Below are 12,108 nucleotides of genomic sequence, written 5' to 3'. Positions count from 1 at the left end.
CGTATGACGAGCGCAGAAATCTAAATCACGCGCCGTTCGCCCATGCGCCCCGGCGCCTCGACGCCTAGACGCCCCGTTCCCACACCTCCGCCTCGAGCCGCTTCCCAAAGTGCTCGTGCCCCTCGCGGCCCACGAGCGTGAAGCCCGCCGCCTTGTAGATCTTCCGCGCCGACGTCAGCTCGCTTTGCGTCCACAGACGGATCTTCCTGTAGCCCACGCCGCGCGCGAATCGAATCACTTCGTCGACCAGGCGACGGCCCAGGCCCCGTCCACGCGCACTCGGCTCGACGAGCAGCAGCCGCAGCTGCGCGATCGTCTTCGACTTCGCGACGACGAACACGCTGCCCACGATCTCCCCGTCCCGCTCGGCGATCCAACACCGTTCGCGCGCTGGATCGAAGTCGTCGATGAAGCCGGCCACCACGCGCGCGACGAGCGCCTCGAACCGCTCATCGTAGCCGTACTCGCGCGCGTACAGCACGCCGTGGCGATGAACGATCCATCCCATGTCGCCGGGCCGATGCGTGCGGAGCGTGATGGTCTCCGTACCTCTCGCGTTCGACGCGTCGAGCGTCGTACGAATCGTCTGCATCGCCTCGACGATGCGCTGCTGCTCGGCGTCGCCGAGCGGGGAGAGCATCTCGACGATTGCATCGCGGGCGCCGCGGTCGAGCGGCGCGAACGCCTTCCGGCCCGCCGCCGTCAGCGCCAGCAACGTTTGCCGCTTGTCGTCGCCCCGCGTGGCGGTGACGAGCCCCCGGCGCTTGAACGCGCGCAGCGTGCGGCTGAGATACCCGCGGTCCAGGCCGAGCGCGTCGGCGATCTGGCTCGCCGTGGGCGCATCGCGACGCATGTCGCGATGCGCGAGCTCGTACAGGACGCGCACCTCGGTGAGCGAGAACGGGCTCCCGAGGTGGGCGTCGCCGAGCACGCCGATGCGGCGCGTGTAGAAGCGGTTGAAGTCGCGGACGGCCTCCGCGCGCCGGGTGATGTCGCGCATAGTTGACAAAGTCAACCAAATGGTTGCTTCTGTCAACTAATGCGGGAGATGGCGCTAGTGGGGCTCGTCGCCGAAGATCGTGCTCAGCTCCGCGCCGTCGTACACGTTGGCGTGCAGCATCCAGCCAAACAGCGTCGGATGGAACTCGCCGCCGACCGCGTCGCATGCCGCCTTCGTCGCGATCGGCGAGTCGGGACCGAACTTCGGCGCGCCGTCCGCCATCCGCTCACCGTAGCGCCGCGATTCGGACGACTTCGGCAGGCACCAATTCACGTGCTGGTGCCACCGCGCAATCGAAAGCGGAACACGAGCATTCAATCGATCGAGGCTGGCGCGCTGCGGCATGGTGTACATCGCGCCGATGAGGTGAAGCTTCCCGTCGGCGCCGCGCTTGTAGAGGACGGACGTCGGCTTTTCCGGATTGAAGCGGAAGGCCTCCTCGAATGCTCGGCTGGTGTTGGTAAAATGAAAGACGCGCTGGTTCTTCACGTTCGGAAGGAACATCCGATAGCCGTCGCGAACGGCGGCGGCCGTGTCCTGATACTTCGCGATGGCGCGCTTGAGCTCCGCCGCCACCGTGAGCGCGCGCACCGTATCCTGATGCGTTGCGGCGCGCGGCGGCGTCATGCGCATGTGGGCGCTCGAGGCGGGGTCCATGCTCATGCCCATCATCCCCATGTCGGGCTTCGATTGCGCGGCCGCCGAGCGCGCCAAACCGGCCGACGCAAACGCGAACGCGGCGCCGAGTGTCAGGATTTTGATGCTGGCCGTAGCTTTCATCGCGTGGACCTCTCCTCCGTGCTTCCCAATCTCTCCGGCAACCCGCTCAAGGCGCTTCCCTTCGTCTTCGCCGGCGGCGTGCTGACCAGTTTGACACCGTGCATCTATCCGATGATCCCGATCACCGCGGCGATCGTCGGCGGAACGACGGTCGGCGATCCGGGGGCGAAGCCCGCGCGATGGCGTCCCGTGATCCTCACAGTGTCCTACGTGCTCGGCCTCGCGCTTGTTTACTCCGCGCTCGGCCTGTTCGCGGGCATGACGGGAACACTGTTCGGTTCCGTCAGTAGCAATCCATGGCTGTACTTCGTCATGGCGAACGTGCTGCTGCTGGCCTCGCTGGCCATGCTCGACGTGCTTCCGGTACGCGTACCGACGGCGATTCTCGAGCGGGCGGCGAGCGCGGGAACCGCGGGCCGCGTGTCCGGTGCGTTCACTATGGGAGCGATGTCCGGGCTCGTCGCGGCGCCATGCTCGGCGCCCGTGATGGCGGCGGTGCTCACCTGGGTGTCGTCGACGAAAAGCGCCGGCCTCGGATTTTTGTACTTGTTCGTGTTCTCGCTCGGCATGTGTACGCTGCTCGTGGTCGTCGGCTTGTCGTCGGGCGCGATCGCGCGGCTGCCGCGCGCCGGGATGTGGATGGTGTGGATCAAGCGCGTGTTCGCGCTCGTGATGATCGGCGTGGCGGAATACTATCTCGTGAAAATGGGGCAACTGATTCTATGAGCGGTTTCGTATCGAAGATGCTCCACGCCAGGTCGCTGCCTGTGGCGATCGCCGCGCTGGTGTTGGCGTTCACGCCGGCGTCGGCACGCGCGCAGGACCTTGGCATCGAAGTCGGCAGTGCGGCGCCTGGCGCGAAGGTGCAGACGCTCGATGGCAAAGAGGCGGACCTGTCGCAGTACATCGGCAAGTCGCCAGTGGTCATGGAGTTCTGGGCGACGTGGTGCCCGAACTGCAAGGAGCTCGAGCCCGCGCTGCTCGCGGCCGCGACGAAGTACGACGGCAAGGTGAAGTTCGTTGGTGTCGCGGTGTCGGTGAACGAGTCGCCCGCGCTGGTGAAGGCGTTCGCGGCGAAGCACAAGCTGCCGGGCGAGCAGGTGTTCGACGCCAAGGGCAACGCGACCGGTGCGTATGACGTGCCCGCCACGTCGTACGTCGTCGTGATCGACAAGGCGGGCAAGGTGGTCTACACGGGACTCGGCGGAAAGCAGAATCTCGAGGCGGCGATCAAGAAGGCGCTTTGACCGGCCGCCTCAGCGGCCGGTCGCCACACCATCGGCCGTCCCTTCGAATACGAACTCGCGCTTCGATGTGATCGGCAGCGCGCCGCGCCGGTTCACGAGGATCTGCAGCGTGTATCGCCCTGGCTCGATGCGCGACATGTCCACGCGAATGCTGCGCGCGCGGATAGGCACGACGCCGGGGATCGCCCAGCCTTCCGTTCCGAGCTCGGGCTCGTGCCACCGCATGGTGACCGAGCCGTTCGGGTCGTGCGCCATGCGCAGGAACATGCCGACGCGGCGCATGGCGCTGAGCGGTTCATGGCGCGCCAACACCACGGCCACGTCGATGGAGTCGCCGGGCGCGAAGCCGTACGTCTCCCAGTAGACGCCGAGCTTCGTGCCGCGCACGCGTGTCGTGCCGAGCATGTGGGCGATGGCGCTTTCAGGACTGTTCGGCGGAGCGTCGTCGGCACTCAGCAAAAGCGGGGCGGACATCGCCGTTTCAGTTGCATGAAGCGACGCGAGCGGCGCCGGCGGATCGATGCCGAGCCTGGTGCGCGCGGATTCGCGGCCGCGCGGCGCGACGATCTCGGTGCCGATGAGCGCGGGCTTCGCGGGCACGTGCGCGGTGAGCACGAGCGCCTGCGTGCCGGCGAACGCGCGCGACGGAACGCGTTCGACACGGCGGAGCGCGTCGCTGCGCACGAGTACGGCGGCCGTTGCATCGCGTGTGACGTGATGATTCTTCGCCGGCCACTCCGACGCGGTCGCCAACAGAATGTCGTCGTCGCGCCGCAGGAGCGCGGTCTGTTCGCTGAGTTGCACGATCGGTCCCGCCTGACGGCGATAGTGTTCCGCCGGCCACCACTGGTCTGCCGGCTCGTCGTCGCCGACGAGCGGCGGCATGTTGATCTGCCACGCGCTGGCCTCGGTGTGATATGGATCGCCGACGGCGCGAAAATCGGGAATGAGATGCAGCCGATCGCGCGGATACTCGGCCGTGGCCGTGCGCGTGCTGTCGTAGAAATCCATCCACGCGGCGTGCGAGCGCTCTTCCTCGTTCCCGCCCCAATCCGAGTAGGCCGGCCAACCGTACCGCAGCAGCATGTCGCCGACCGCCTGGCCACCGTAACGGCTGCGCCAGTCGTAGCGCTCGTCCCAAGGAAGCGCGGAGTGGAGTTGAACCAGGACTTTGCGTGCGAAGTGTGCGCTGCGGCGGTCGTCGACCGAGTCGGCGAAGAGCGGCTTCGAGAGCCACCACAACCACTCGTTCGCGTTCGCGCGTTCGTCGCACGTCATTCGGTCGTACGCGGCTTGGCCGTCGTCATCCAGCAGTTGGCGCGTGCTCGTGAATTCGCAGCGTTCGTCGGCAGACATTGTCTGGGCCGCCGCGTCGAACGCCGAGTCGGCGCGCGAGTACTTGCCGGCGGCGTAATACGTGTAGCCCGCCAGCTCGGCGCACCAGGCGTGCGCGGCCTTGCAATGCTTCACGATCTCGATCGCGGCGTCGAGCGAACCCTCGTCGACGAGAAAGCGTACGCGCTGGCCGGTGATCCACGCGTCGCCTGGTTTCCGCGCGTCGAGGATGGCGAGCGAGTCGAGCAGCCTGGAGCGCGCCGCGCGGACGAGCGCGCGGTGCTCGGGTGAGAATGACACGTCGCGATCGACACTCTCGTCGTCGAAATCAGCCTCGCCGACGGGAATCCAGTCCGGGCACATCGAGCGACGGCTGCTGTGGTGAATCAGCGTCGGTGGTTGCTGGTGATTGCGATGCAGGCTCGAACCGAAGCTGCCGTCCCAGTGGCAGTGCACGTCGCGCAAGCGGATGTCGGATCGCCCGCGCGAGGTCGCATCGGCGCCTTCGAGCCATGCGCCGCGCCACGTGGTGAGAAAGCGGAGGACCGCGGAGTTGGCGGCCTCGAGAACTTCGACGCCGCTCGGCGCGTTCGCCGTGCGTGCCTGCTGTGACGGTGCGGCCTGCATGAGCAGGGCCGCGAGCGGAATATGAAGCCACATGTGTCGTTGGTGAGCAACACACGGAGGGTCGCTTCGCGCACATGGTCTGGGACAGTGGACGTAAGGCGAACGTGTGCGCCGTCGTACCGGTCACTGCCTGGTTCGCAACATCAATGTCGGCCCCATTACAGTTTGCTCATTTCCGCCGGCGGGCGGGCGAACGGTCAGTGTGCGCGTATCCGCGCCGGCGTGGAGCGCGGAAAGCGACGCGGGCGCGACGCGCAGCTGATACGCGCTGGGATACACCCGTGAGAAGGAGTAGCTGCCGTCGGCGTAGGTCAGCGTTTCGAATCGAAACCGGCCGTCGGCGCTCTCGAGCACGAGGCGTACGCCGCCTGGCGCGGACACGCCATCGAGCTGGACCTGGCCGGACACCTCGAAAATTCGCACGAGGCGCACGCTCACCGGATTGAACATGTTCGGCGTCGCGCGGAGCGCTTGTGCGGGCTCGAGGCCGAATGCCGGATCGAGTCCAACGAGTGAGTCGACGCGAACGTCGATCGGTTGGTACGGCAGCACATTCCAGACGCGAAAGCGTCCGCGATCGTCGGAGACCGCGGCCTGTCCTCCGACGAAGATGCGCACGTGCGCCGCGGGCCGATCGCCGGGACCGAACACGCCGTCGTCGTCGTCATCGTAGTATGCGACACCGCGGACGCCGGCGCTGTTGCCGGAAATCGTCGGATCGACGAGCAACGCGCGGTCGGCGGTCGCGACCACCGCGCCGGAGAGGTTGATGAGCGTACTCGTATGAGCGTTCGTGGAACTGCGCATTTGCGCGCCGACGCGAGCGGCCCCGAGCACGGCGGAATACGTGATCGTCGCGTACGACAGCCGGTCGCGCGTCAGACCGCTGCGGCCGGACAACGAGATCGTTCCGCGCGCGGCGAGCTCGATCGTCGCGCCACCTTCAACGAAACGTCCGCCGCCTCCGCCTCCCGCGCCGAGGCTCACCACGGGGATGTGGCGCAGAATGCCGGCGTCGAGCGGCCGGAGTAGCGTCGCGCTCAGCGAGGTGATATCCGACGTGCCGATGGCGTGCGAGTACCGGGCGCCCATCGACACGCCGCGAAACACTTCCTGCACCCCGGTGTCCCAACTCGCCACGCGCGAGGAGTCGCCGTTCAGCCACGCGTTCACGATGGTGGCGGAGGGCAACCACGCGGACATGTCGTCGCGCCCCGTTCGCGCGGCGAGCGATCCGCTTCCGAACCACTGCGATGACAGCGCGCTGATGGTAGCGATCGCGCTCGACGCGCCGATCGCTCCGATTTGTGCATAGGAGCGGCCGCCTTGCACGCTTGCTGAAAGTCTTGGCGCGATGTACGAGACGAGTGCTCGCTCGAGCACGGCCGGCTGATAGTCGGCCTGCATCTGCCAGCCGGTGAACGTGGCGTAGCTCAGACGGGCAACGGGCGTCCATCGCCGAGTCGTGCTGTCGGACCACGTCTCAGCGCCACCGCCAAGCGTGAGGGCGTCGGTGAGGCCACCGTCGATCGTGGCGTACGCAAGGTCGTGGCATCCGGTGAACGAACATCGGCCCGCGGCCGCGTCGTATTCGACGCGGCCGCGCGGAAGCTGCGACGACGACGTGACGAGCGTGAGCGGTGTCGTGACCGTCTGTCCCGACGGGCCATACGCGCGGACCTCGAGCGGTGTGACGCCGTAGGTGAGCGGGATCCGCGTCGGAGGCGCACTCTCGGGTGAATCGACCACGTCGATGAGCCGGCCATTCTGATACAGCTCGTATGACCATCCCGGCGGGAGGTGCGGTTGAAAATCGATTTCGTCGAAATAGCCGGTGCGAAAGGGCAGTTTATTAGAGATTTGTAATCCCCGGAACGATTCGGTGGCCGCGACGCCGCCGTACAGATCGCCGATGCGAACGTCGCGGATGTACGACGACGTCGGATTCACGAAATCGTATGTCCACGATCCGCCGGACGGCGCCGCTGCGCCGGCGACCGCGCCGTTCTGCGCGTATCCGACCGCACTCAGCGCACCGCCGAACACCGCGACGCCAACGCGCGCCTCGGCGTACATGGTTCGATCCGCCGGCGTGGACGCCATGTACCATTCGACGAGACCACCGCCCGTGCGCGGCGTCCAGCGCGGATCGGAAACGCCGTGCGCACCCCGTGAGCAACATGCCTGCGACGCGCGCGCACGCTCGCGCTCGGCGGGAAAGAGCGCGCCGCGGCGAATCTCGATGACGAGCGACGACGAGTCGACGCGCAGCTCCGCCGCGAGGAGTGCGGCGACGCGCGCGCCGGCGAGGTACGTCACGCCGTCGAACCGGACGCCCTTGGGCGCGTCGACAGTCGAGTCCAGACGAACACCGGTCACGGCCAGAATTGGTTCGAGCGGCAGCAGCAATGCGCGTTGCTGCGTGATGATCACCGTCGACGTGAAGGGGGTGAGGCGTCCGATGTGAAATTCGTACAAGCCTCGATCCAGAGCGTCGCTCGACTGCGCCGCGGTCACGTGTACGACGAGGCACAGGAGTAGGCCGGCGCACGCGCCTCTCATGGCGCGAAACGGACCTGCCCTGAGACCGGTTCGGCGCGCGCGACAACGGACGGGTCGATGTCGTCGCGTTCGGTCGCCAGACGGTAGCGAAATGTCGACGCGGAGCCGCGTGCCAGCGGAAACGTGATGATGCGGCGCAGCGAGCGATACACGGCGACGTCTTCAGCCGATTGCATCACGACGGCGCCGCTCGTCGACAGCACTTCCACATTGAGCCGCCCGAGATACGCGGCATTGCCGGTGCGATGCATGTCCAGCACGAGCGAGAGCGTCGAATCGGTGGTGCGTGCTCGCGCGCTGTCGACTTGCACGCCCGTGGTGACCGCGCCGTTACGGTAGTTGAGCGCCGTGATGAACAACGTCTCGATTTTCATGAGCGGCCGTCGAGCCGAGCGGCCTTTGTCGGCTTCGACGGGCAATGGTGAGGGGCGCGACCGTACGAGCAACCGTGCCCAATACTCACCGACCGCAATGCCGGCCGGCGGATATGCCCCGACGCGTACGAGCTGTCGCTGCTTCGGCTGGAGCACCACGCGGCGCGGAAACAATCTGAGCCATGGGACCGCGGAAGGTTCGGTGGCGGGTACACTGTCGAGGAGATGCACATCGACGCGCCCGAGCGAATCGGACGCCGGATAGCCGAACGCCAGCGACAGCTCGACTTCGGCGGGCGTGTCGTCGCCATTGTACAACTCGAACGACGCCGTGCGGTCGCGGCTCGAGAGATAGATGGCCGTGGGCGATATCGACACGGCCTCCGTCGGCCGCGGCCAACGCAGAATCACCGCCGCGGCGATTGCGAGAGCGAGCACACCGATGGCGCGCGGCCGAGTCATTTGAATTCTCTAAAGTGTCGTCCGGACGATGACGACGCGTACGAGGCCGGCATACGATCCGGGCGCCTGCGTCGGCGCCGGCGACGCCGTTCCGCCGATGAACAGCATCGCGTCGCCCTGTCCCGAGTTCGTATGGATGGAGATCGGGAGCGTCGGATCTGGAAACGAGGTGCCGCCGTTTCTCGTGTACTGCAACATCAGGTCGCCGGTCTGAACGCTCACGGCGAGACGATCGCCTTTCAGCGACGTGAGGTTCGCCGGAAACACCAGCGTGGCGTTGAAGTTGTCCTGGCCGACGAAATCGATCTGGCCGCGCTGCCCCTCGTTCTGCGGCGTCACGCGCACGGGAACGCCCGGCATCATCACGCCCCACTCGATGCCTTGTCGCGGAATGATCTGCGCGTCGAACGAATCCCGGTGTGGCGCGAGCGTCGGGACGAAGAGAAGCGTCGCGATCGCCAGTCGCTCGCGAGACCACGCATGCATGCGGCGCATCGCGAGTCCGCTACTGCGTCGTCACGGTCACACGCACCGTGATGGAGCCGGAGTACGCACCCGCGGGCGCGTCGTCGCCGGCCGTGGTATGGCCGCCGATGAAGAGAAACGCGGTGCGGGTGGATCGCGTCGCCGCCTGCTGCAGCGAGCCGCCAAGATGCTGGCTCTGACAGTCGATGCTGACCGCGTTGGCGTCGGTGGCTGAGCTGCCGGCGCCGCACGTCAGCGACGTCGTGAGCGTGTGACCCTGGTTGGCGAGCTCGCCTCCCGGGTCGATCGTCACGCTGAGGTTGATCGGATCGCTGAACGACACCTGAATCGATCCGGCGTGAGCCGCGGCGGAAGAAAAGAGCGGCGGCACCTCAGTCGACGTCTGTCCGGCGAGGAGCGTGCCGAACTCGAGCGCCGTCGGATTGCTGAGCGTCACGACCGCGCCGATGGTTGCGTGCGCGGGCACCGTACCGGTGGCAGTGTTTTGTGCGTGGAGGGCGACTGGCGCGAGACACGCCAGCGCCAACGCCAGGGCGCCGCTTCGAGTGAACATCTACACCTCGTCGAGATTGCTCGCGAAGAATCGCGCACGTGCTGTTTGTGGGACCGTGGGACTTTGGTCGGATGGTCGTCGAGCGCCGCGAACGGCATTCGTTGGGTGCCATCTTCCCGAGACGGTTCACCATGAATGCCTCCGCACACTTTCCACGCGTCGCCGGCAAGAGTCTCGACGGGACGCACTTCGAGTTACCGCGCGGCTTCGCGGGCGCGATCAACATCGTCATCGTCGCGTTTCGGCAGGAGCAGCAGCGCGACGTGAACACGTGGATGCCGTGGCTCAAGATGCTCGTGCGCGGCCATGACAGCGTGCGGATCTACGAGCTGCCGACGATCAGTCGCGGCTTCGCGATGATGCGCGGTTTCATCACGAGCGGCATGCGCCACGACGCCGCGGACCAGACGGCGCGCGCGCGTACGATCACCCTCTTCGTCGACAAGCGGTCGTTCCGCGACGCGCTGGGCTTGCCGGACGAAGAATGCATTTACGTGTTGCTCGTCGATCGGCGTGGACGCATCTACGATTGCCAGGAAGGGCGCTTCACGCCCGAGGCGGCAGATGCGATCGAGCACCACCTGACCGCGATCACGCAAAGGTTCCAGACGACGGTGAGTGTGTCGACGAACGGGCGCTGATTCCGCCCGTTAGCCGATCGCGCGCGCCACTCTCGCCAGGCCGTCGAGAATCTCTCGCACGTCGGTCGCCGTGGTGCGTGGATTCATCATCGTCACACGCAGCACGCGGCGGCCATCGAGGTTCGTCGCCGTGATCCAGCCTTCGCCCGATACGTTGTAGCGCTCGCGAATCTCGCGATTGAGCATGTCGAGCTGCTCGTCAGTGCGCGATCGATCGCCGACGTAGCGGAAGCACAGGATGTTGCATTCCGGCTCGTGGAGCGGCTCGAAGTCGGGGCGCTCCATGACTTCGTCATAGACGAGCCGCGTCAGATCGCAGAAGTAATCGTACATCGCGCCGAAGGCGTCCGCGCCATGCCGCTGCAACGCGACCCAGAGCTTGAGCACGTCGGCGCGTCGCGAGCAAATGAAATTACGAGTTCCCTGATCCCAGCTTCGCTCGCCGTGTCCGCCTTGAAACAGATACGGCGCGCGTTGCGAGAACGCGGCGTCGAGGTCGCGCTCGTTCCGGACGAGGATCATGCCTGCTTGTGTGGGAACGAGCATCATCTTGTGCGGATCCCACGCAAGCGACCTGGCGCGCTCGATGCCGGCGAGTCGCGCGCGATGCTTCGCCGAGAAGAGCGCCGAGCCGCCGTGCGCGGCGTCGACGTGCAGCCAGATGCCATGTTCGTCGCAGAGCGATGCGATCGCGTCGAGATCGTCGATCGACCCCGTCGCTGTCGAGCCGGCGGTTGCGACGACGGCCATCACGCGCTTGCCCTTTCGCGACAACTCGTGCAGCGCGGAGTGCAGCGCATCGACGTCCATGCGATAGTCTCGCGAGCGAATCGGCAGTACGTGTCGCATGCCAATGCCCAACTCCGCACCGGCGCGCGTGACGGCATAGTGGGCGTGCTCGCCGCACAGAAGCAGTGGCGGATCGGCGCCGACGCCATTCGTCCACGCATCGGGAATCGCCGCGCCGCGCGCCGCGAGCAGTGCGGTGAACGTGGCTTCAGTCCCGCCGCTCGTCAGCGTTCCGCCACCTTCCGCACCGAAGCCGGCGAGCGCGCACATCCATGCGATGACGCGATGCTCGAGCACCGTCCCCACGGGCGACATCTCGAAGACCGCGACGGATTGATTGAGCGCGGCCGTGACGGCTTCGGTCCACACTGCCGCGGGCAACGGCCCGGCGATCTGATGGCCGGCGTAGCGCGGATGAAAGAGATGATTGCTGTCCGGAACGACGTCGGCGCGAATGCGCGCGATGATCTCGTCGATCGCATGACCATCGCGCGGGAGCGGTTCGTCGAATCGAGCCGCGAGACCAGCCGGTGTGTGCGGAGTTGAAACGCGGCTATCGCGCGCGCGTGTTTGGGTGAAGTAGTCGGCCGCGATTTGCATGAACGCGCGTCCCACCTGCGCGTCGGCGTCGGCTTCGATGCGGCGAAGGATCTCGGGCGGTGCGAGCTCGGATGGTGACATTGCGTGCGTGCTTACACGGCGCCCAGCGGGAGATCGACGACTTTGACGGTTCGCGTCAGATCGATCGCGCGGTACGCCTGAATGGAATCGATGAGAATGGGCTCGGCGATGCGAAAGCGCAGCAGCTCGCGCAGCCGGTCGCGCGCCAGCTCGGGATAGAAGCTGAGCGTGAGATGCGGCGTGAACGTGAAGCGCGGCTGCTCGTATGATAAGCCGCTCAGCTTGATCTTTTCGTGCAGCGCGCGGATGGGACCGTTGGGATCGATGGTCATCACGACCACGGGACTCTGCATGAAGCGCATCGGCGGCTCGAGGCGCGCGACGATCGGCGCGGTACCGGCGGCGATCGGCTCGAGGGCCGACCGCACTTGGTCGTCACCCGTATCCGGCGCGATAGGACCCATGCCCGATGAACCCGTGATCGTGATGTGCGGCGGCAGCTCCGCGGCCATGCGCGGATCGAACTGCTGTTGAATCGCGTGCACCCGTTCAGCGATCTCGCCGCGAAGCTCCGCCATGATGATGAGACCGGGCTTCATCCGCGGTGAGCGCCAGGCGTTGGGCGTTGGGA

At 66.6% G+C, this 12,108-nt stretch carries 12 protein-coding genes; 3 read left to right on the top strand and 9 right to left on the bottom strand.

The genetic code is table 11. The features are described 5' to 3' along the window. Positions 1-64 precede the first annotated feature (64 nt). Both VN706_14180 and VN706_14175 read right to left on the bottom strand, forming a co-directional pair. Positions 65-1,000: a helix-turn-helix domain-containing GNAT family N-acetyltransferase gene (locus tag VN706_14180; protein HXT16782.1), complete on the bottom strand. Its 936-nt coding sequence runs from the start codon at positions 998-1,000 to the stop codon at positions 65-67. 54 nt (positions 1,001-1,054) lie between these two features. Then, the gene (locus VN706_14175) at positions 1,055-1,780 is read right to left on the bottom strand and encodes a hypothetical protein (protein ID HXT16781.1); all 726 of its coding nucleotides are present in this window, start codon (positions 1,778-1,780) and stop codon (positions 1,055-1,057) included. A 3-nt stretch (positions 1,781-1,783) separates the two neighbouring features. Here VN706_14175 and VN706_14170 point away from each other — a divergent pair, with 3 nt between their 5' ends. Both VN706_14170 and VN706_14165 read left to right on the top strand, forming a co-directional pair. Next, positions 1,784-2,506, top strand: a complete 723-nt coding sequence (locus VN706_14170) for a cytochrome c biogenesis protein CcdA (GenBank protein ID HXT16780.1) — start codon at positions 1,784-1,786, stop codon at positions 2,504-2,506. Further along, positions 2,503-3,027, top strand: coding sequence for a TlpA disulfide reductase family protein (locus tag VN706_14165; GenBank protein HXT16779.1), 525 nt, complete (start codon positions 2,503-2,505; stop codon positions 3,025-3,027). Before VN706_14170 ends, VN706_14165 begins: the two co-directional genes overlap by 4 nt. Before the next feature lie 9 nt (positions 3,028-3,036). On the opposite strand, the gene VN706_14160 is transcribed toward VN706_14165, so the two are convergent. From VN706_14160 to VN706_14140, 5 genes are all read right to left on the bottom strand, one after another. Further along, on the bottom strand, positions 3,037-5,022 hold the full coding sequence (locus VN706_14160) for a hypothetical protein (GenBank protein HXT16778.1): 1,986 nt from the start codon (positions 5,020-5,022) through the stop codon (positions 3,037-3,039). Between the two features lie 90 nt (positions 5,023-5,112). Continuing rightward, entirely contained in the window at positions 5,113-7,551 is a 2,439-nt protein-coding gene (locus VN706_14155) for a hypothetical protein (GenBank protein ID HXT16777.1), read from the bottom strand. Then, positions 7,548-8,387, bottom strand: coding sequence for a hypothetical protein (locus VN706_14150; protein ID HXT16776.1), 840 nt, complete (start codon positions 8,385-8,387; stop codon positions 7,548-7,550). Before VN706_14150 ends, VN706_14155 begins: the two co-directional genes overlap by 4 nt. 9 nt (positions 8,388-8,396) lie before the next feature. Further along, the gene (locus VN706_14145) at positions 8,397-8,882 is read right to left on the bottom strand and encodes a hypothetical protein (protein HXT16775.1); all 486 of its coding nucleotides are present in this window, start codon (positions 8,880-8,882) and stop codon (positions 8,397-8,399) included. 10 nt (positions 8,883-8,892) lie between these two features. After that, a complete protein-coding gene (locus VN706_14140; protein ID HXT16774.1) occupies positions 8,893-9,426 on the bottom strand; it encodes a hypothetical protein in 534 nt (177 codons plus the stop codon). A gap of 131 nt (positions 9,427-9,557) precedes the next feature. On the opposite strand from VN706_14140, the gene VN706_14135 reads away from it, so the two are divergent. Next, a complete protein-coding gene (locus VN706_14135; protein ID HXT16773.1) occupies positions 9,558-10,067 on the top strand; it encodes a hypothetical protein in 510 nt (169 codons plus the stop codon). Positions 10,068-10,076: 9 nt separating this feature from the next. On the opposite strand, the gene VN706_14130 is transcribed toward VN706_14135, so the two are convergent. Both VN706_14130 and VN706_14125 read right to left on the bottom strand, forming a co-directional pair. Further along, the gene (locus VN706_14130) at positions 10,077-11,537 is read right to left on the bottom strand and encodes an aminotransferase class I/II-fold pyridoxal phosphate-dependent enzyme (protein ID HXT16772.1); all 1,461 of its coding nucleotides are present in this window, start codon (positions 11,535-11,537) and stop codon (positions 10,077-10,079) included. Between the two features lie 11 nt (positions 11,538-11,548). Further along, positions 11,549-12,076, bottom strand: coding sequence for a 2'-5' RNA ligase family protein (locus tag VN706_14125; protein HXT16771.1), 528 nt, complete (start codon positions 12,074-12,076; stop codon positions 11,549-11,551). Between the last annotated feature and the right edge of the window lie 32 nt (positions 12,077-12,108).

The organism is Gemmatimonadaceae bacterium (assembly GCA_035606695.1).
In the GTDB taxonomy this organism is placed as follows: domain Bacteria; phylum Gemmatimonadota; class Gemmatimonadetes; order Gemmatimonadales; family Gemmatimonadaceae; genus JAQBQB01.
Note: the sequence above shows the minus strand (reverse complement) of the source record. Positions and strands in the feature narration are given on the sequence as shown.

What these genes read in the sequence shown, in the direction of transcription:
- VN706_14150 (HXT16776.1), bottom strand. Translation starts at nt 8,387, where the DNA reads ATGACTCGGCCGCGCGCCATCGGTGTGCTCGCTCTCGCAATCGCCGCG.
- VN706_14165 (HXT16779.1), top strand. Translation starts at nt 2,503, where the DNA reads ATGAGCGGTTTCGTATCGAAGATGCTCCACGCCAGGTCGCTGCCTGTG.
- VN706_14180 (HXT16782.1), bottom strand. Translation starts at nt 1,000, where the DNA reads ATGCGCGACATCACCCGGCGCGCGGAGGCCGTCCGCGACTTCAACCGC.
- VN706_14130 (HXT16772.1), bottom strand. Translation starts at nt 11,537, where the DNA reads ATGTCACCATCCGAGCTCGCACCGCCCGAGATCCTTCGCCGCATCGAA.
- VN706_14135 (HXT16773.1), top strand. Translation starts at nt 9,558, where the DNA reads ATGAATGCCTCCGCACACTTTCCACGCGTCGCCGGCAAGAGTCTCGAC.
- VN706_14145 (HXT16775.1), bottom strand. Translation starts at nt 8,882, where the DNA reads ATGCGCCGCATGCATGCGTGGTCTCGCGAGCGACTGGCGATCGCGACG.
- VN706_14175 (HXT16781.1), bottom strand. Translation starts at nt 1,780, where the DNA reads ATGAAAGCTACGGCCAGCATCAAAATCCTGACACTCGGCGCCGCGTTC.
- VN706_14155 (HXT16777.1), bottom strand. Translation starts at nt 7,551, where the DNA reads ATGAGAGGCGCGTGCGCCGGCCTACTCCTGTGCCTCGTCGTACACGTG.
- VN706_14160 (HXT16778.1), bottom strand. Translation starts at nt 5,022, where the DNA reads ATGTGGCTTCATATTCCGCTCGCGGCCCTGCTCATGCAGGCCGCACCG.
- VN706_14125 (HXT16771.1), bottom strand. Translation starts at nt 12,076, where the DNA reads ATGAAGCCCGGTCTCATCATCATGGCGGAGCTTCGCGGCGAGATCGCT.
- VN706_14140 (HXT16774.1), bottom strand. Translation starts at nt 9,426, where the DNA reads ATGTTCACTCGAAGCGGCGCCCTGGCGTTGGCGCTGGCGTGTCTCGCG.